The sequence below is a fragment of the Kribbella sp. NBC_01510 genome (assembly GCF_045040325.1).
In the GTDB taxonomy this organism is placed as follows: domain Bacteria; phylum Actinomycetota; class Actinomycetes; order Propionibacteriales; family Kribbellaceae; genus Kribbella.
In genome coordinates, this window is record NZ_CP109418.1 from 2,607,194 (window position 1) to 2,625,113 (window position 17,920).

Annotated in this window: 19 protein-coding genes; 8 read left to right on the forward strand and 11 right to left on the reverse strand. The window is 69.2% G+C overall.

All coding sequences use genetic code 11. The annotated features are described in order from the left end of the window. Nucleotides 1-106 precede the first annotated feature (106 nt). Nucleotides 107-1,639 carry a helix-turn-helix domain-containing protein gene (locus OG558_RS12995; protein WP_329483457.1) on the reverse strand — a complete coding sequence of 511 codons (1,533 nt, stop codon included), beginning with the start codon at nt 1,637-1,639 and terminating at the stop codon, nt 107-109. Nucleotides 1,640-1,823: 184 nt separating this feature from the next. Between OG558_RS12995 and OG558_RS13000 the strand changes: the two genes are divergently transcribed. The 6 genes from OG558_RS13000 to OG558_RS13025 are packed head-to-tail and all read left to right on the forward strand — an operon-like array spanning nt 1,824 to nt 8,740. Next, entirely contained in the window at nt 1,824-2,636 is an 813-nt protein-coding gene (locus tag OG558_RS13000; RefSeq protein WP_405070461.1) for a hydroxypyruvate isomerase family protein, read from the forward strand. A gap of 13 nt (nt 2,637-2,649) precedes the next feature. Continuing rightward, nucleotides 2,650-3,534, forward strand: a complete 885-nt coding sequence (locus OG558_RS13005) for a 2-hydroxy-3-oxopropionate reductase (RefSeq protein ID WP_405070462.1) — start codon at nt 2,650-2,652, stop codon at nt 3,532-3,534. Further along, complete coding sequence (gene gcl / locus OG558_RS13010) at nt 3,534-5,309, forward strand: glyoxylate carboligase (protein ID WP_405070463.1); 1,776 nt, start codon at nt 3,534-3,536, stop codon at nt 5,307-5,309. The genes OG558_RS13005 and gcl overlap by 1 nt, the downstream gene beginning before the upstream one ends. After that, nucleotides 5,309-6,553 carry a glycerate kinase gene (locus OG558_RS13015; RefSeq protein ID WP_405070464.1) on the forward strand — a complete coding sequence of 415 codons (1,245 nt, stop codon included), beginning with the start codon at nt 5,309-5,311 and terminating at the stop codon, nt 6,551-6,553. The genes gcl and OG558_RS13015 overlap by 1 nt, the downstream gene beginning before the upstream one ends. A 22-nt stretch (nt 6,554-6,575) precedes the next feature. After that, complete coding sequence (gene allB, locus OG558_RS13020) at nt 6,576-7,919, forward strand: allantoinase AllB (protein ID WP_405070465.1); 1,344 nt, start codon at nt 6,576-6,578, stop codon at nt 7,917-7,919. Next, on the forward strand, nt 7,916-8,740 hold the full coding sequence (locus tag OG558_RS13025) for a bifunctional allantoicase/(S)-ureidoglycine aminohydrolase (RefSeq protein WP_405070466.1): 825 nt from the start codon (nt 7,916-7,918) through the stop codon (nt 8,738-8,740). Before allB ends, OG558_RS13025 begins: the two co-directional genes overlap by 4 nt. Here the strand turns inward: OG558_RS13025 and OG558_RS13030 are convergent. The 4 genes from OG558_RS13030 to OG558_RS13045 form a co-directional block, all read right to left on the reverse strand. Further along, on the reverse strand, nt 8,737-9,171 hold the full coding sequence (locus OG558_RS13030; RefSeq protein ID WP_405070467.1) for a GNAT family N-acetyltransferase: 435 nt from the start codon (nt 9,169-9,171) through the stop codon (nt 8,737-8,739). The genes OG558_RS13025 and OG558_RS13030 overlap by 4 nt on opposite strands. A 68-nt stretch (nt 9,172-9,239) precedes the next feature. Beyond that, a complete protein-coding gene (locus tag OG558_RS13035) occupies nt 9,240-11,084 on the reverse strand; it encodes a hypothetical protein (protein WP_405070468.1) in 1,845 nt (614 codons plus the stop codon). 300 nt (nt 11,085-11,384) lie between these two features. Beyond that, nucleotides 11,385-11,924, reverse strand: coding sequence for a GNAT family N-acetyltransferase (locus tag OG558_RS13040; protein WP_405070469.1), 540 nt, complete (start codon nt 11,922-11,924; stop codon nt 11,385-11,387). 50 nt (nt 11,925-11,974) lie between these two features. Continuing rightward, nucleotides 11,975-12,328, reverse strand: a complete 354-nt coding sequence (locus OG558_RS13045; protein WP_405070470.1) for a hypothetical protein — start codon at nt 12,326-12,328, stop codon at nt 11,975-11,977. 18 nt (nt 12,329-12,346) lie between these two features. On the opposite strand from OG558_RS13045, the gene OG558_RS13050 reads away from it, so the two are divergent. Beyond that, a complete protein-coding gene (locus tag OG558_RS13050) occupies nt 12,347-13,114 on the forward strand; it encodes an SDR family NAD(P)-dependent oxidoreductase (RefSeq protein WP_405070471.1) in 768 nt (255 codons plus the stop codon). Here OG558_RS13050 and OG558_RS13055 read toward each other — a convergent pair. The 4 genes from OG558_RS13055 to OG558_RS13070 all read right to left on the reverse strand — a co-directional run bounded on the left by OG558_RS13055 (nt 13,089) and on the right by OG558_RS13070 (nt 15,305). After that, nucleotides 13,089-13,253, reverse strand: coding sequence for a hypothetical protein (locus tag OG558_RS13055; protein WP_405070472.1), 165 nt, complete (start codon nt 13,251-13,253; stop codon nt 13,089-13,091). The two genes, OG558_RS13050 and OG558_RS13055, sit on opposite strands and share 26 nt — an antisense overlap. Nucleotides 13,254-13,305: 52 nt before the next feature. Next, on the reverse strand, nt 13,306-13,488 hold the full coding sequence (locus tag OG558_RS13060) for a hypothetical protein (RefSeq protein ID WP_405070473.1): 183 nt from the start codon (nt 13,486-13,488) through the stop codon (nt 13,306-13,308). Between the two features lie 78 nt (nt 13,489-13,566). Continuing rightward, on the reverse strand, nt 13,567-14,355 hold the full coding sequence (locus OG558_RS13065) for an ABC transporter permease (protein ID WP_405070474.1): 789 nt from the start codon (nt 14,353-14,355) through the stop codon (nt 13,567-13,569). Continuing rightward, nucleotides 14,352-15,305: an ATP-binding cassette domain-containing protein gene (locus tag OG558_RS13070; protein ID WP_405070475.1), complete on the reverse strand. Its 954-nt coding sequence runs from the start codon at nt 15,303-15,305 to the stop codon at nt 14,352-14,354. Before OG558_RS13070 ends, OG558_RS13065 begins: the two co-directional genes overlap by 4 nt. Before the next feature lie 95 nt (nt 15,306-15,400). Here OG558_RS13070 and OG558_RS13075 point away from each other — a divergent pair, with 95 nt between their 5' ends. Next, nucleotides 15,401-16,162, forward strand: coding sequence for a TetR/AcrR family transcriptional regulator (locus OG558_RS13075; RefSeq protein ID WP_405070476.1), 762 nt, complete (start codon nt 15,401-15,403; stop codon nt 16,160-16,162). Here the strand turns inward: OG558_RS13075 and OG558_RS13080 are convergent. Continuing rightward, the gene (locus tag OG558_RS13080; protein ID WP_405070477.1) at nt 16,159-16,770 is read right to left on the reverse strand and encodes an FMN reductase; all 612 of its coding nucleotides are present in this window, start codon (nt 16,768-16,770) and stop codon (nt 16,159-16,161) included. The genes OG558_RS13075 and OG558_RS13080 overlap by 4 nt on opposite strands. Next, entirely contained in the window at nt 16,767-17,879 is a 1,113-nt protein-coding gene (locus OG558_RS13085; protein WP_405070478.1) for an LLM class flavin-dependent oxidoreductase, read from the reverse strand. Before OG558_RS13085 ends, OG558_RS13080 begins: the two co-directional genes overlap by 4 nt. Nucleotides 17,880-17,920 lie beyond the last annotated feature (41 nt).

The window sequence follows — 17,920 nt, forward strand, 5'->3', positions numbered from 1 at the left end:
CAGGTTTGACCTGCACGCCAGCATCTGCTCAGCGCGGCCGGGATTGCACCCGATGAACCTCCGAAGTTGAACCGCTGATGAACGCCGGCTTTGGAGGATCACACAATCAGAGCGATTTCAGGGCCAGGAACACGTCGACACGGTCCTCGAGCCGCGACAGATCGCGTCCGGTCAGTTGCTCCACGCGTTCGATCCGGTAGCGAACCGTGTTGACGTGCAGATGCAGCGACTCCGCCGTACGCGACCAGGAGCACGAGCAGGCGAGGAACTCCTGCAGCGTCGCGAGCAGGTCGGCATGCGTACGGCGATCGTTCTCGAGCACCGGTCCGAGGACCCGGTGCGTGTAGGTACGCCGTACGTCATCAGGCAGCGTGGCGAGCAGGAGCACATGCGACGCGACCTCGTCGGAGGTGACCACCGACACTGGCGCGCGTCCCGCCCCGGCCGCGCGCTGTGCGAAGCGGGCCTCCTCGAGCGCACCGGTGAGCGCGTCGATCGTGGTCTCGCCGCTGATGCCGACCGCGAGCCGGGCCCGGACGAGCCCGGGGGCGAGTCGCCCGAAGGCCCGCCGCATTTGCTCTGGCAACCCCGGTACGAACGGCAGGAACCCGACCAGCAAGCCGTCGCGGCCAGGCGCGACCACCGCCGGACCGACGGTGAGAGCGACGTCCTCGAACAGGCTGAGCGCGACCTCGCTCGGTCCGTCGTCCCGCAGCTCGGCCACCGCGACGACCATCGGCCGCTCCGCGTGGGATCCGGCCTGCCGCAGTCGTACGGCGACCTCCGCATGCGGCGCCCCGGACTCGACCAACGCCAGCGCATCAGCCACCAGCGGCCGCAGTGCCCGTCGCCCTTCGTCGCGCCTCGCTCGGTCCAGCGCAGCGATGGCGCACAACTCGTGCACGGCCTCGACATGGTCGTGGGACCACTGCGTGTGGTCCCCTTCGATGACCAGCACCCAGGCCGTGAGCCGATTGCCGAGCCCCGATCCCACCGGGAACAGGCTGTACGACGCCCCGCCGGCCTCGGCCACCGCCGGTGTGCGATCGGCGGTCAGGAACCGCCGCGTGACCACGTCGAGCGTCTCGGCGTCCAGCTCACCCGGCCCGGGTACGACGTGCCGCCCGGTGGACGTGAGCACGCGGCAGTCGTGGCCGATCTCGGCGGAGATCCGGGCCGCGAGCTCGTCGAGGCTGCGGCCGGCCGCGATCGACGACAGCAGTTGGCGCTGCCGGACCAGACTCGCGGACAGGCGGGCTCCGGTCTCGGCCGACCCCGCGGCGGCGACGTACTCGGTCACGTCCGCGAACGCGATCTCGATCGGCACTTCGATCAGGGTGACCTCGTGCCGGCGGCAGGCCGCGAGCAGGTCGTCCGGGACTTCGCCCAGTAACGCCTTGCCGGCCAGGATCGTGGCGGCACCCCGGCCGGCCATCGAGGCGACGAACAGTTCGCTGTCCGCCGGTCGCCGGCGCCAGACCAGGCCGGTGAGGACGACCTCGCCGCCGTTCAGGTAGCGGCCGGGTTCGAGCAGGTCCGTGGTCACGAGGCGACCGGTCGGCCGGTCGAGCGCACCGCCGGCGGAGTGCAGGAGGCGGAGCCCGAGCTCCGGTGCGTCGAGCAGTTCGGACAGCAGCACGACGCACCTCCTCCAGATCCGGGGTCTTTAGAGGAACGTACAACGCGCGCCCGTACGCGAGACAGCGCTCGCGGCCGGCTGCCTGTCGGCTCGGCCGGGTGCTTGACGGTCTCGACACGACCGCCTTATGGTCATTTCGCAGAACAGAATTTGACTTCCGCAATACGGAAAACATGGAGTTGCCATGAGCCACCCACTGCGCCACACGGTGAACTGCTCGCTGCTGTTCACCGAGCTGCCCCTGCTGGAGCGGCCCGCGGCCGCCCGGCGCGCCGGTTTCAGCGCCGTCGAGTTCTGGTGGCCGTTCGTCGAGGCGGTGCCGCCGGACCGGCAGGTCGAGGCGTTCGTCACCGCGATCGCGGATGCCGGCGTCCAGCTGACCGGCCTCAACTTCTTCGCCGGCGACATGCCGGGCGGCGACCGCGGCCTGGTGTCCTGGCCGAAGCGGTCGAGTGAGTTCCGGGACAACGTCGAGGTCACCGTCGGCATCGGCGAGCGGCTCGGCGCCCAGGGGTTCAACGCCCTCTACGGCAACCGGGACAACGCTCACACCGAGGCCGAGCAGGACGAGCTCGCGGTCGAGAACCTCGCCCTGGCCGCCCGCGCGGCGGCCCGGATCGGCGCCACGGTGCTGGTCGAGCCGGTCAGCGGTGCGGACCAGTACCCGCTGCGGACCGCGGCCGACGCCCTGGCCGTGATCGATCGCGTCCAGGCGGCGTACGACGTACCGAACCTCGGCCTGCTCGCGGATCTCTACCACCTCGCGGTCAACGGCGACGACGTCGACCGGGTGATCGCGGAGCACACCGACCGGGTCGGGCACGTGCAGATCGCCGACGCGCCGGGCCGCAACGAGCCCGGCACCGGCACCCTCCCGCTCGACCAGCAGCTCAGCGCCCTCGCGGCGCAGGGGTACGACGGCTGGGTCGGGCTCGAGTACAAGCCGTCCACCAGCACCGACGAAAGCTTCGCGTGGCTCCCGTACGAGCGCCGCTGACCAGGAGACTGACATGACGAACATCGCCTTCATCGGCCTCGGCATCATGGGGAACCCGATGGCCGTTCACCTCGCCAACGCCGGTCACACCGTGGCCGGGCTCGACCGCAGCCCGGAGCGGACCCAGACCCTCGTCGACGCCGGCGGCCGGGCCGCCGGTTCGATCGCCGACGCGGTCAAGGGCGCGGACGTGATCTGCGTGATGGTGCCGGACTCGCCCGACGTCCAGGACGTCCTCGAAGGAGAGGACGGTGTCTTCCAGCATGCCGAGACCGGCACGTTGATCATCGACTTCTCCAGCATCCGGCCCGACGTCACGCAGCAGCTCGCCGAGCAGGCGCGGGCGCTCGGTTTCCGGCTGCTCGACGCCCCGGTGTCCGGTGGCGAGGCGGGCGCCAAGAACGCCGCGCTGTCGATCATGGTCGGCGGCGAGGCCGACGACTTCGCCACCGCCAAGCCGCTGTTCGACGTCGTCGGCAAGACCGTCGTCCACGTCGGTCCGAGCGGCTCCGGCCAGACGGTCAAGGCCGCCAACCAGCTGATCGTCGCCGCCAACATCCAGGCCGTGGCCGAGGCTGTCATCTTCCTGGAGGCGTACGGCGTCGACACCAAGGCGGCCCTGGAAGTCCTCGGTGGTGGGCTGGCCGGTTCCGCCGTACTGAACCAGAAGAAGGAGAACATGCTGTCGCGCTCCTTCCAGCCGGGCTTCCGGATCGACCTGCACCACAAGGACATGGGCATCGTCACGGCCGCCGCGCGTGAGGCGGGTGTCGTCGTACCGCTCGGTGCGCTGGTGGCGCAGCTGGTCGCGTCAGCTCGGGTCAACGGTGACGGCGGTCTCGACCACTCCGCGCTGCTGCGTGGCGTGGAGCGCCTGTCCGGAAAGGAGATCGGCTGATGACCCGGATGCGCGCGGTCGACGCCGCGGTCCTGATCCTGGAGAAGGAAGGGTCCACGCAGGCGTTCGGGCTGCCCGGCGCCGCGATCAACCCCTTCTACAGCGCAATGAAGAACCACGGCGGGATCAAGCATGTGCTGGCCCGTCACGTCGAGGGCGCCTCGCACATGGCCGAGGGCTACACCCGGGCCAAGGCCGGCAACATCGGCATCTGCGTCGGTACGTCGGGGCCCGCCGGGACCGACATGATCACCGGCCTGTACTCGGCGTCGGCAGACTCGATCCCGATCCTGTGCATCACCGGCCAGGCGCCGGTCGCCAAGCTGCACAAGGAGGACTTCCAGGCCGTCGACATCGCCTCGATCGCCAAGCCGGTCACCAAGTGGGCGGTCACGGTGATGGAAGCGGCGCAGGTGCCGGGGACGTTCCAGAAGGCGTTCCAGGTGATGCGTGAGGGCCGTCCGGGGCCGGTGCTGATCGATCTGCCGGTGGATGTGCAGCAAGCGCAGATCGAATTCGACATCGACACCTACGAGCCGCTGCCGGTGTCGCGCCCGGCCGCGACCCGGGCGCAGGCCGAGAAGGTGCTGTCCTTCCTCGCCGCCGCCGAGCAGCCGCTGATCGTCGCCGGTGGCGGGATCGTCAACGCGGACGCGGCCGACCTGCTGGTCGAATTCGCCGAGCTCACCGGGATTCCCGTCGTGCCGACGTTGATGGGGTGGGGCGTGCTGCCGGACGACCACCCGCTGATGGCCGGGATGGTGGGGCTGCAGACGTCGCACCGCTATGGCAACGCGACCCTGCTGGCCTCCGATCTGGTGCTCGGCATCGGCAACCGCTGGGCGAACCGGCACACCGGCGGCCTCGAGGTGTACCAGGGCCGGCGGAAGTTCATCCACGTCGACATCGAGCCGACGCAGATCGGGCGGGTGTTCGCGCCGGACTACGGCGTCGTGTCCGATGCTCGCGCCGCGCTGGAAGTGTTCGTCGAGGTGGCGCGGGAGAGGGCTTTGGAAGGCCGCCTGGCCGACCGGTCCGCGTGGGCGGCCGAGTGCCGGAAGCGTCGTACGGAGTTGCAGCGGAAGACGCACTTCGACGTCGTGCCGATCAAGCCGCAGCGCGTCTACGAGGAGATGAATCGGGCGTTCGGGCCTGAGGTCCGGTATGTCAGCACGATCGGGTTGTCGCAGATCCAGGCCGCGCAGATGCTGCACGTCTACCGGCCGCGGCACTGGATCAACGCCGGCCAGGCGGGTCCGCTCGGGTGGACCGTGCCGGCCACGCTGGGGGTCGCGGTCGCGGATCCGGACAGCATGGTGGTGGCGTTGTCGGGTGACTACGACTTCCAGTTCCTGATCGAGGAGTTGGCGGTCGGGGCGCAGTTCAACATCCCGTACATCCACGTGGTCGTGAACAACTCGTACCTGGGGTTGATCCGGCAGGCGCAGCGCGGGTTCGACATGGACTTCTGCGTGCAACTCTCGTTCGAGAACATCAACAGCCCGGAACTCAACGGCTATGGCGTCGACCACGTCAAGGTCGCCGAAGGCCTGGGCTGCAAGGCCCTCCGCGTCTTCGAGCCCGATGGCATCCTCCCCGCCCTCGAGCAGGCGAAGAAGCTGATGGTCGAACACCAGGTCCCGATCGTCGTCGAGATCATCCTCGAACGGATCACCAACGTCTCCATGGGCCTCGAAATCGACAACATCACCGAATTCGAGGACCTCGCCGAGGTCCCCGCGGACGCGCCCACCGCCCTGGCGCTGCTCGACTGATGCCGGCACCCCGGGTGATCGTTGCCTCCGACAAGTTCAAGGGCACCCTGACCAGCGCGGAGGTCGCCGCCGCGGTCGATGCGGGCGTACGGCGGGTCCGCCCTGACGCCACCGTGGTCGCGATCCCAGTAGCCGACGGCGGCGACGGCACCTTGGCCGCCGCCGTCGCCGCCGGCTTCCAGTTGGTGCCGGTCACCGCATCCGGCCCAACCGGCGAACCAGTCCACACCGCCTACGCCCGCCGCCGCGCATCCGCCGACCGCGGTGCTCCACGCGGTTTCGGTCGCTCTGGCGGTCGTGACGATGTCGCCGTCGTCGAGCTGGCCGATGTCTCCGGTCTGGTCCGACTTCCCGGCGGCCGGCCGGCTCCGATGACCGCCACCTCCTACGGCACCGGCCAGCTGATCGCGGCGGCCATCGATGCCGGTTGCCGGAAGGTGATCCTCGGCATCGGCGGCAGCGCGTCCACCGACGGCGGCGCCGGCCTGGTCCACGCCCTCACCGGGACCGAGTCTCTCGACCTGCCCGCACTCCGCCAACGGCTTCGCGGAGTGGAGATCGTCGTCGCGTGCGACGTCGACAACCCGCTGACCGGACCAAAGGGTGCCGCGGCGGTCTACGGCCCACAGAAAGGCGCCACCCCCGAGCAGGTAGCCGATCTCGACGCCGCACTCACCCGCTGGGCCGACCTCGTCGCCCGCGAGACCGGCCGCGACCTGCGCGACGCGCCGGGCGCTGGAGCAGCAGGTGGGGTGGGCTTCGCCGCGCTCGCGCTCCTGGATGCCGACCTCCGCCCGGGGATCGAGCTGGTTCTTGATCTGGTGGGCTTCCGCGAGCAACTCGTTGGTGCGGATCTGGTGATCACCGGGGAAGGTGCCCTCGATGAGCAAACCCTGCACGGCAAAGCCGTAGCCGGCATAGCCGCAGCCGCAGCCGCCGCCCGTGTACGTGGCTCGGTCGGGGCACCCGGCTCCGCTCCCGGGTCGGCCGGAGCACCCGGCTCCGCTCGAGCACCTGGCTCCGCCGGGGCACCTGGAGCCTCTGTTTCCCCGGCAGCACTCGGGATCCCGGTGGTTGCGGTGTGTGGGGTCAACCGGTTGGACCACGAGCAACTACGAGCGGCTGGCGTGGTTGCGGCGTACGCGCTCACCGACCTGGAGCCCGACGTACGGCGGTGTATTGCTGAGCCCGCGCCGTTGCTGGAGCGGGTTGGGGAGTGGATCGCGAGGGAGCACCTACGATGACTGCAAGTGAGAGGGGCATCGCATGAGCGCGCTGGACCTTCTGATCCGGGCCCGCCGGGTGGTGCGTGCCGCGGGGGAGACGGCCTCTGCCGTGGGGGTCCGCGACGGGCGGATCGTCGCGATCGCGCCGTACGACGCCGACCTCGCGGCCGAGCGGCACGTAGAGCTAGCCGACGACGAGGTGCTGCTCCCGGGCCTCGTGGACTCCCACGTCCACGTCAACGACCCAGGTCGGACCGAGTGGGAAGGCTTCACCAGCGCGACGCGAGCAGCCGCGGCGGGCGGCGTCACCACGATCATCGACATGCCGCTCAACAGCATCCCGCCGACTTGCGACCTCCCGGCGCTCGAGCTGAAGCGCAAGACCGCGCAGCCTCAGGCGTACGTCGACGTCGGCTTCTGGGGTGGCGCGATCCCGGACAATGTCCCGGAGCTCCGCCCACTCCACGGGGCCGGCGTCTTCGGCTTCAAGTGTTTCCTGCTGCACTCGGGCGTCGACGAGTTCCCGCCGCTGGACCAGAGTCAGCTCGAGGACGCGATGGCCGAGATCAGCGAGTTCGACGGGTTGCTGATCGTGCACGCCGAGGACGCTCACCGGATCGATCAGGCGCCGCCGCCGGACGGCGCCAGCTATCCCGCGTTCCTGCGCTCCCGCCCGCGCGTGGCCGAGAACACCGCCGTCGTCGAGGTCATCGAGCTCGCGCGCCGGTCAGGCTGCCGCGTCCACATCCTGCACGTCTCGAGCGCCGACATCCCGCCCAGGATCGCCACTGCCCGCGACACCGGCGTACGCATCACCGCGGAGACCTGCCCGCACTACCTGACCTTCACCGCCGAGGACATCCCCGAAGGCGCCACGCAGTACAAGTGCTGCCCCCCGATCCGCGAAGCAGCCAACCGTGAGTTGCTCTGGGAAGGGCTCCGCGACGGCACGATCGACATGATCGTCTCCGACCACTCGCCGTCGACGGTCGACCTCAAACACCTCGACACCGGCGACTTCGGCACCGCCTGGGGCGGCATCGCCTCCCTGCAACTCAGCCTGCCGGCCGTCTGGACCGAGGCCCGCCGCCGCGGCTTCACCCTGACCGATGTCGCCCGCTGGATGTCCGCCGCTCCGTCCGCACAGGTAGGACTGAAGACCAAGGGCCGGATCGAGGTCGGCTCCGACGCCGACTTCTGTGTCCTCGCCCCCGACGACACCTTCGTCGTCGACGCGAAGTCCCTGCAGCACAAGAACGCCATCACGCCGTACGACGGACGGACGCTCGACGGTGTCGTCCGGAGCACCTGGCTCCGCGGCCACCCCGTCGACATCGAGGCGGCCCCGCGTGGCCGCCTGCTGACCCGAGGAGCACAACGATGAACTACTACGCCCCGAAGGGTGGACTGCCCCCGCAGACCGACCTCACCACCGACCGCGCGGTCTTCACCGAGGCGTACGCCGTCCTTCCGCGCGGCACGATGCGCGACATCGTCACCAGCCGGCTCCCGTTCTGGGACGGCACCCGGCTGTGGGTGATCGCCCGGCCGCTGTCCGGGTTCGCCGAGACGTTCTCGCAGTACATCGTCGAGGTCGCGCCGGGCGGCGGCAGCGACAAGCCGGAGACCGACCCAGCCGCCGAGGCCGTTCTGTTCGTTGTCGAAGGCAACTTGGTACTCACGGTCGCGGGCGAGAAGCACGCGCTGGCGCCGGGTGGGTACGCCTACCTGCCGCCGGGCGGCGACTGGACTCTGCGGAACACGAGCGACGCGACCGCGACCTTCCACCTGGTCCGGAAGGCGTACGAGCGGATCGAGGGCATCGACGTACCGCCGGCCTTCGTCACCAACGAGGCCGACGTCGAGGGTCGCGAGATGCCGGGCACCGAGGGTCGATGGAAGACGCAACGGTTCGCCGATCCGGACGACGTCCGGCACGACATGCACGTCAACATCGTCAGCTTCGAGCCGGGCGGGGTGATCCCGTTCCCGGAGACGCACGTGATGGAACACGGCCTCTACGTCCTCGAAGGCAAGGCGGTCTACCTCCTCAACAAGGACTGGGTCGAGGTCCAGGAGGGCGACTTCATGTGGCTCCGCGCCTTCTGCCCGCAGGCCTGCTACGCCGGCGGCCCGGGCCGCTTCCGCTATCTCCTCTACAAAGACGTCAACCGCCACCCCAAACTGCCGCAGCGGTTCCTCTAGCCGAGGCTCTTGCTGAGGAAGATCCGGCTGATGCCGGCGTCGCTCGGGATTCGCCCGAACTCGGTCCAGCCGTGGCGTTTGTAGAAGTCGGGCGCCTGGAAGTTGATCGTGTAGACGACGCCGCTGACACAGCCCCGATCCCGTGCCTCGGCTTCTGCCTCCTGAAGGATCCTGCTCCCCAGGCCTGACCCGCGTAGCGCATCCGGCAGATAGAGCAGATCGACGAACCAGAGCCCCAGCGAGGTCCGGCCGGTCAACCCGCCGAGGGTCCGTCCGGTCGAGGGGTCCTTCACGAACACAGCCAGTGCCCGTCGGTCCTGAACCCCGCTCGCGCTGAGGTTGAATTCGTCCAGCGAATCCGCGACGACGGCGACCTCGGCGTCGATCGGATCGTCGGTCAGTACGACATCGAGCGCGGGATGGGTGTCCACAATCGGACCGTATCCGCGGCCTCCGACAGTTCTGTTGACCTGTCTGGCGGGGCTGAACGCGGCGCCGGCTATTGCGATCGTGATCCTGGTATCGCCCTGAAAGTGCCGGTAGGCGTGACATGGAAGACGAAGCCGTGGGGCGTGGTCCATTCCAGGGTCTGGTGGTCGAGGCGGCGGACGGTCCAGCCGTGGGCGTGGGTCTTGACCCGGTGGCCGTACCGGCCGAGCGGTGCGAGGTTGGTGGTGCTGGTTTGGCCTGGTGGGCCGAGGGGGTCGTAGGGCTGGAGGTGGTCCAGGTCCATGCCGCGGTGGGTTTCTTGGGTGCCGAACGGGAACAGTTCGACGGGGTGGGTGAGTTTGATGCGTTCGCGGATCCGGTCGGGGATTTCGTAGGCGTCGACGCTGATGGCGTCGTTGAGGTTGATGACGGGTTTGACGGTGTAGGGGCCGTGGCCGATGAGGTCGGCCAGTTGGTCGGCGAGCAGGGGCCCGATGGTTTCGGCGCGGAGGACGCCGGTGCCGGTGGCCAGGGTGTGGTCGGTGAGGTGGACATAGATCTGGGTCTGGCCCGGACGTACCCGTCCGCGGGTACGGTCGGGACTATCGGCGCGGTCGGCGCCGGTTCGGGTGGCGTGGGTGGTGTAGGCGTCTTGTTTGATTTGGGCGAGGCGGGCGTGCAGGGCGCGGCGGGCGGCGGCGTTCAGGGGCCGGCCGTCGTCGGGGTCGAGGTGTAGGCCGGGGTCGGAGGGGTCGAAGGGTTCGATCGGCACGGTGTCGGGGGTGTCGAGGGGGTCGGGCAGGGCGCTGCTGGGGTGGGGTGCGTCGCGGTCGGCCTCGTCGTCCGGGCCGGGTTCGTCGTGTCTCTTGGTCCGGTCCTCGTCACCCCTCCGGGATGCCGAGCCCGCGCCGGGCATCCCGCTCGCCCCCGCGGCAGCGATGCCGTGGCCCGAGTCGACCTGGTGGTCGACATCAGCTCGGGCCAGGTCGGTGGTCGCGTGAGGACGATCGTCGTCACCGGCCTCGGGGCACCCGGTGCCCCGGTGGCTCGCACCCCGAGGGCTCGTGCTCACAGGCCCGGCGGCGTCCGGCCCCGCGGGGTCCGGGGCCGTTGTGTCCTGTGCTGGGGTGGTGAGGTGGTGGTGGCGGGCCTGGGTGAGGAGTTCTTGGGTGTAACGGGGGTCGGCGATGATCCCGACCGCGTCCGCGCGGCGATGCTGGACCGGGCGGGTGTCGCCGAAGGTCTTCAACGCCTCGGCGATCGCGTCGAGGGTCGCCTTGGTCCGGATCACTGCACCGGCGGCGGCCTTGATGTACATGGTCTTGGTGCCGTGCTCATCCGCGCGGCCGACGAACACACCCCGTTCGCGGGCCTTCTCGGCGGCCTCGGCCCGCGCCAAATCGGCATCGGCGTGCATCTTCGCGGCCTTCACGATCTTGTCCAACCGGTACGGGGTGATCGAATCGATCAGGGGTGCGATCCGCTGGTCGACGTAGGCGGCGGCGTCCGCGGACAGCTTCACGCAGTCGGCCACGATCCGGCACGCCTTCCACGCGGTCGCCTCACCGGCCAGGACCCGCGCCCAGGTGAACGGGAACCGGTGCCGCAACGCCAACGCCTGCCCCAGGTAGTCCGCGGCGACCCGGGGTGAGATCCCCAGCACCACCGCGAACTCCGCGACCGCGAACTCCAAGACCTCCGGACACCCGTCACCACCCAAAACCACCGCGCGTTCGCGGCCGTCGCAGGAACGGCGGCCCGGGCGGACCGGGCCCGCGTCAGGGTGAAAGCGATCGGCATAGACCAAGGCGACCTCGAGGACCCGGACATCGGCCCGGACACCCACGGCACGCCACTCGACGGCCGACTCCAGCAGGTCGGCCGTCGACAGCGTCGCCAGATCTCCTTCGAACATGTCTTCGATTCTACGCATCGCCATCGAGCTGCGGCAAATCGCCGAGCCCCGAAAGCCCTTATCCACAAGGGGAAACATCACACGGCTCTCGGGAGGAGAACGGGGTAGGCAACGCCGCCTGATCGACCTCGACTGCTCACCGCCAATCAGCCTGTCGATGACTCGGCAGTCGAGCTCGTCTGCTGCCCTCGGCGACGAGCACCCCCAACCTTGTCGTCGGCCACGACCTGATCGAGCGGACCGTCGACCAGGTGCTGACCCGCGAGTCCTTGTTGCGGGGTCGCAGAACCAGGGCGGATATCAGACGCTGATGGAGACTGGGCGCTCGGGCGGGGTCAGCGGGTCCGTGATCAGGCGGGCGTGGCGCTCCACGTCGTACCGGGAGCCGTCGTACGCGAGGCGTTGGCGTTCGAGGCCCTCGGAGAGGAAGCCCGCGCCGGCCGCGACCGCGCAGGACGCGGGGTTGTTGAGTTGGTGGCCGAGCTCAAGCCGGTAGAGGCCGGCGTCGTGGTGGGCCCAGTCCGCGAGGGCGCGGAGTGCGTCCCGGGCGACGCCGTGGCCGCGGACGTCGGCGAGGGTCCAGTACCAGGTCCAGCCCACCTGGTGGCGGTCGATGTTCGTCACGGCCACGCACCCGATCGGGTGGTCGTCGGCATCGGCGACGGCGTACACATGCCCGTTGTCCAGGTCCGCGACGCGGCCGATCCAGTCCACCGCGGACGCCCGGTCCACGATCCCGCCCTGGGTTCTCATCTCAGGATCCTGGTGAGCCGCGGCCAGCCGCAGCGCGTCAGCCGTCCGCCACCGCCGCAGCCCCAGCTCCCCGAGCGCGTATCCCATCCATCGAATCTACCGCCCACCCACCAATGGCAACTGCGCTCACGGCGCGTTCAAGCCAGCGCGATCACGCCGATGAGCCCTACCAGCCCGGTCAGGACCTCCACGAGCCGATCGCCGGGTGGGATCTTCCCGTCGTACGCCCAGTACGTCTGCTGCTGCTCCCAGGTGAACGTCACCCCGCGCGCTGTCGCGAGGCAGCCGCCGATTGCGATCCCCGCTCCGAGGATGAGCCCGATCGGCAGTGCCCGAGAGGTCGGCGTGGCTGTGGTCGCCACCACGACCGCAGCCAGCCACCCGATGCCAGCAGCCGCCAGGCACCGGCGGCGGACCCTCGTGATCAGTCGCAGCAGGAGGATCCCGGCCGGCCAGGCGACATGCACGGCAATCAGAACGGTGCGTGGCACTAGGAGAGGATAGGGCGTATGGGATATCTGGATTTCAGGGATCAGGTCGTGGTCGTGACGGGCGCCAGCAGCGGGATCGGGGCTGCTGCGGCGGTGGGATTCGCGGAGACCGGGGCGACGCTCGCGCTGCACTACCACCGCAACGAGGAGGGCGTGAAGCACACCGTTGGCGCGGTGCAGACGGCCGGCGGTACGGCGTCGTTGCACCAGGCGGACCTGGCCGACTCGAAGTCGGCCGACGCGTTCATCGACGACGTACTCGCGCAGCACGGCCGGATCGACGTGCTCGTGAACAACGCCGGTGACCTGGTCAAGCGGTCGCCGGTGGCCGACGTACCGGACGAGGAGTTCCACCGGATCCTGGACGTGAACCTGACCTCGGTGTTCGCGCTCAGCCGCCGGATCGTGCCGGTGTTCCGCGCGCAGGGCGGCGGCGCGATCGTGAACGTGACCTCGATCGCCGGCCGGCACGGTGGAGGCGGCGGTTCGGTCGTCTACGCGACCAGCAAGGGCGCCGTCAGCACGTTCACCCGCGGCCTGGCCAAGGAACTCGCCCCCGAGGGCATCCGCGTGAACGCGATCTCACCCGGCGTCATCAAGACCCCGTTCCACGATCGGCACACCGGCGACGAGCAGATGACCGCGATGATCGCCACCATCCCGATGGGGCGCACCGGCACCCCGCACGAGTGCGTCGGCACCATCCTCTTCCTGGCCTCCGACCGGATGGCCTCCTACGTCACCGGCCAGATCATCGAGGTCAACGGCGGCCAATTGATGCCGTGAGCAAGCTTTCCGGCCGGAACAGCGCGTTGTGGTCCAGCGTCTCGCCGGCCGGCAGGTAGCCCATCTCGTCCAGGATCGCGTGCAGCCGCGCGTTCGACTCGCTTCGCTTGTTCTCGACCGGCAGAGCGCGTGGCTGCAACCGCTTGAGCGTGCGGGTCGCTCCGGAGAGGGCGCCCAGTCGTCCAGCCGGATCACGGGCACCTCCTGGACGATCGCTCCGTCGCGAAACAGTCCGCGGCCGGCTCGACCGCGATCACCCGTCCGCCGCCGAGCTCCTCCAGCCGCTTCGCCACCGTCAGCGCGTGGACGCCGACGTCCTTCGGAGAAGCCGACCAGGGGGGCGGTACGACGTGCCGCGGGTGATCCCAGCACACGCCCCACGGCGTAGGCGAGACTCCACGTCGCTCGTCGTACCGCTCCGTCCCGAACGGCCATGACCGTCCAGTACCCAGTTATCGCGAAAGGGTGCGGAACCGATGTGCGGAGAGTGGCAGGAAGACTGCGATGAGCAGCAACGGGGCGATCACCGCGGCGATCTCCGCGTGGGCGCCGATCCAGGTGGCCGAGGGGTCGGGGTTGCCGAAGAGGGCGCGAGAGGCGGTGGCGGTCGCGGAGAGTGGGTTCCACTGCGCGATGGTGCCCAACCAGGACGGCATCGTCGATGTGGCCACGAAAGCGCTGGAGAGGAAGCCGATCGGCCACACCAGGACCTGCACTATCGTCACGCTCTGCGCGTTCTTCACGGTCAGCCCGATGAAGATCCCCACCCGCAGCAAGGCGAACCGCAGCAGCAACAGCAACCCGAAGGCGGCCAGCGCGGACGGCACACCCTCGTGCCACCGCCAGCCGAGCGCGAGCCCGGTCGCGGCCAGCACGAGCAGCGTCACCGCCGAGTCGAGCATGTCCGCGATGCACCGCCCCATCACGACTGCCGCCGAGCTCATCGGCAACGATCGGAACCGGTCCGTGACACCCTTCGCGGCATCCGTCGTGACCGCGGTCATCGTGCCCTCCAGCCCGAAGAGCATCGCCAGCGCGAAGATCCCCGGCACGAGGAGCTCGTAGTACGACTGTCCGTCCGGGAAGTCCATCGCACCACCCAGTAGCGCGCCGAACATCAGCAGCATCAGCACCGGGAAGAACCAGTTGAAGATCACGATCCCCGGCTGCATCCGCCAGTGCACGAGCGTCCGCCGCGCGATCGTCCAACTGTCCGCCAGCGCCCAGCCCAAGGCCGTCATGCCGCCACCTCCGCCCCGGTCAGATGCAGGAAGACCTCGTCCAATGTCGGTCTGCGCAGGGTAATGTCCTCCGGTTCGATCCTTGCCTCGTGCAACGAGTTGGCCATCACCACGAGCGCCCGTGTACGGTCCTTGACCGGCACGCTGATCCGTACGTCGCTGACCCGGATCTCCCCGTCCGCCAAGGGTTCCGCCAACCGCAGCACCCGCGGCACGTCGGTGGGATCCGCGAGTACGAGATCCAGCCAGTCGGATCCGAGCTGCGTCTTCAGGTCGTCCGGGGTGCCCTCGGCAACGACCTTGCCGGCCTTGAGCATCGAGATCCGGTCCGCCAGCTGATCCGCCTCCTCCAGGTACTGCGTCGTGAGCAGCACCGTCGTCCCGCCGTCGACCAACTGGCGTACGGCGGACCACACCTCGAGCCGCCCGGCCGGATCCAGACCGGTCGTCGGCTCGTCCACGAACAACACCGCCGGCGCCACGATCAGGCTCGCCGCCAGATCGAGCCGGCGCCGCATCCCGCCGGAGTACTTGCTGACCGCCTGCCCGGCCGCCTCCGTCAGGCTGAATCGCTCGAGCAACTCGTCCGCCCGGCGGACCGCCTTCGAGTGGCCCAGGTGATTCAGCCGGCCGAACATGACCAGGTTCTGCCTCCCGGTCAGTACGTCGTCGATCGCGGCGTACTGGCCGACGAGTCCGATCCGCCGTCTGACCTCGGCGCCTTGCCGTCGGACGTCGTACCCCGCGATGGTCGCCGTACCCGAGTCGAGCTCCAGCAGCGTGGACAGGATCCGCACCGCCGTCGTCTTGCCGGCGCCGTTCGGGCCGAGCAGGCCCGTCACCGTGCCGGCGGTGACCTCCAGGTCGAACCCGTTCAGCCCTGCCCCCTCGGTGCCGCCCTTGTAGTGCTTCCGTACGCCGACGGCCTCGATCACACGTTCCGTTGTCACGTCCCACCTCTCGCCCGAGTTGAGTCGTAGAGTGTACCGTACACTGTACGGCTCGGGTACGATCGGGACAACGACGAGCGGCTGGAGTTAGTTCCTTGGCTGGAAAGAAGGTGGCAGCGTCCGATCCGGCGCGCAGTCTGGCGCTGCTCTGGGGGAGCCACACGAAGCCCGGCCGCTCCGGTCTGACCGTCCGCGCGATCGTCGACGCGGCGATCGAGCTGGCCGACGGCGGGGGGCTCGAGGCCCTCTCGATGCGGATGGTGGCCGAGCGGCTGAAGGTCGGCACGATGTCGCTCTACACGCACGTGCCCGGCAAGGGTGAGCTGACCGACCTGATGTTCGACCGCGTGTACGGCGACCTGTACGCCGACGTCGACGAGCCGTCGCGGCAGCCCGGCGGCTGGCGCGCTGCGCTGGAATTCATTGCCCACCGCAACTGGGACGTCTTGACCGCGCACCCGTGGATCCACGAGGTCCCGACGATGCGTACGGCGCTGGGCCCGAACATCACCGCCAAGTACGAGGCCGAGCTACGCCCCCTCGACGGCCTCGGCCTGACCGACGTCGAGATGGACTCGGCCCTCACCCTGGTCCTCACCCACGTCCAGGGCACCGCCCGCGCCGGCGCCGAGCAGCTCCGCACCCAGCGCGAGTCCGGCCTCACCGACGAGGAGTGGTGGCGTCAGATCTCCCCGACGCTCACCCACGTCATGTCCGGCAGCGCCAAACACTTCCCCGTTGCCGGCCGCGTAGGCACCGCGGTCGGCGAACACTTCCAATCCGTCATCGATCCGGCCCACGCCCTGACGTTCGGGCTGACCAGGATCCTCGACGGCATCTCCCTGCTGATCGATTAGCTGTTGAGCAGGTCTTCGAAGGGGGTGGGGTTGTCGTAGGGATCGGCGTGAGTGGGGGCCTCATGGTGGAGGGCGGCGACCAGTTCAGTGGCCGCCTGGGTGATGCGGGTGCGGAGTTTGGCGGCGTTGGGGCCCCAGTCGGTGGAGGCGGCGTACACGCCGGTGGGGACAGGCAGCGCCTTCAGATAGGCGAACAGGGGGCGGAGGGCGAACTCGAGCACCAGCGAGTGGCGCTCGGTGCCTCCGGTCGCGGCGAGCAGGACGGGCTTGCCGGCCAGGGCCTGGTCGTCCAGGACGTCGAAGAACATCTTGAACAGACCGCTGTACGACGCGCTGAAGGTCGGGCTGACCACGATCAGCGCATCGGCCTCGGTCACCGTGTCCAGAACGGTTTGCAACGACGCCGTCGGGAAGCCGGTGAGGAGGTTGTTGGTCAGGTCGTGGGCGTGGTCGCGCGCCTCGATCAGCTCGACCCGGGACGCGATCCCGCGCCCGGACAGCTCATCCTGCACCGCGGCCGCCAGTTGGTCGGCGAGCAGCCGGGACGACGACGGTGTCGTCAGCCCGGCGGTCACCACCGCGATCACCCGTTCAGCAGGTGCGGTCATCGGGTCGGCTCCTCGATCGTCTCCAGGTCGTGCGCCCGCTCGGCCGCGGCCTTCAGGGAAGCATGCGTCGGCGCGTCCGGCACATGCGCCGGCTTCTTCGCCGCGAACTCCTTCCGCAGCACCGGAACGACCTCTTCACCAAGGATGTCCAGCTGCTCCAGCACAGTCTTCAGCGGCAACCCGGCGTGGTCCATCAGGAACAACTGACGCTGGTAGTCGCCGAACTCCTCGCGGAAGGTCAGCGTCCGCTCGATCACCTGCTGCGGGCTGCCGACCGTCAGCGGTGTCTCCCGGGTGAAGTCCTCCAGCGACGGGCCGTGTCCGTACACCGGCGCGTTGTCGAAGTACGGCCGGAACTCGTTGACGGCGTCCTGCGAGTTCTTCCGCGTGAAGACCTGACCGCCGAGCCCGACGATCGCCTGGTCGGCGGCGCCATGCCCGTAGTGCTCGAAGCGCTTGCGGTAAAGCTCGATCATCCGCTTGGTGTGCGTGACCGGCCAGAAGATGTTGTTGTGGAAGAACCCGTCACCGTAGTACGCCGCCTGCTCGGCGATCTCGGGAGACCGGATCGAACCGTGCCAGACGAACGGCGGTACGCCGTCGAGCGGCCGTGGGGTCGACGTGAACCCCTGCAGCGGCGTACGGAACTTGCCTTCCCAGTCGACGACGTCCTCGCGCCAGAGCCGGCGCAGCAGGGCGTAGTTCTCGACCGCGAGCGCGATGCCGTTGCGGATGTCCTGACCGAACCACGGGTAGACCGGACCGGTGTTGCCGCGACCCATCATCAGGTCGACCCGGCCGTCGGCCAGGTGCTGCAGCATCGCGTAGTCCTCGGCGATCTTCACCGGGTCGTTGGTCGTGATCAGCGTCGTCGAGGTGGACAGGATGATCTTCGACGTCTTCGCCGCGATGTACCCGAGCTGCGTGGTCGGCGACGACGGCACGAACGGCGGGTTGTGGTGCTCACCCTGCGCGAACACGTCCAGCCCGACTTCCTCGGCCTTCAGCGCGATCGCCACCATCGCCTTGATCCGCTCGCCCTCACTCACGGTCGTCCCAGTCGTCGGGTCCTCGGTCACATCCCCAACACTGAACACACCGAACTGCATCGGTCCTCCTCGCCTAGATAGTTCACTATTAAACTACTCTT

What these genes read in the sequence shown, in the direction of transcription:
- OG558_RS13050 (WP_405070471.1), top strand. Translation starts at nt 12,347, where the DNA reads ATGGGATATCTGGATTTCAGGGATCAGGTCGTGGTCGTGACGGGCGCC.
- OG558_RS13000 (WP_405070461.1), top strand. Translation starts at nt 1,824, where the DNA reads ATGAGCCACCCACTGCGCCACACGGTGAACTGCTCGCTGCTGTTCACC.
- OG558_RS13015 (WP_405070464.1), top strand. Translation starts at nt 5,309, where the DNA reads ATGCCGGCACCCCGGGTGATCGTTGCCTCCGACAAGTTCAAGGGCACC.
- OG558_RS13025 (WP_405070466.1), top strand. Translation starts at nt 7,916, where the DNA reads ATGAACTACTACGCCCCGAAGGGTGGACTGCCCCCGCAGACCGACCTC.
- OG558_RS13035 (WP_405070468.1), bottom strand. Translation starts at nt 11,084, where the DNA reads ATGTTCGAAGGAGATCTGGCGACGCTGTCGACGGCCGACCTGCTGGAG.
- OG558_RS13065 (WP_405070474.1), bottom strand. Translation starts at nt 14,355, where the DNA reads ATGACGGCCTTGGGCTGGGCGCTGGCGGACAGTTGGACGATCGCGCGG.
- OG558_RS13080 (WP_405070477.1), bottom strand. Translation starts at nt 16,770, where the DNA reads ATGACCGCACCTGCTGAACGGGTGATCGCGGTGGTGACCGCCGGGCTG.
- gcl (WP_405070463.1), top strand. Translation starts at nt 3,534, where the DNA reads ATGACCCGGATGCGCGCGGTCGACGCCGCGGTCCTGATCCTGGAGAAG.
- OG558_RS13005 (WP_405070462.1), top strand. Translation starts at nt 2,650, where the DNA reads ATGACGAACATCGCCTTCATCGGCCTCGGCATCATGGGGAACCCGATG.
- allB (WP_405070465.1), top strand. Translation starts at nt 6,576, where the DNA reads ATGAGCGCGCTGGACCTTCTGATCCGGGCCCGCCGGGTGGTGCGTGCC.
- OG558_RS13085 (WP_405070478.1), bottom strand. Translation starts at nt 17,879, where the DNA reads ATGCAGTTCGGTGTGTTCAGTGTTGGGGATGTGACCGAGGACCCGACG.
- OG558_RS13040 (WP_405070469.1), bottom strand. Translation starts at nt 11,924, where the DNA reads ATGGGATACGCGCTCGGGGAGCTGGGGCTGCGGCGGTGGCGGACGGCT.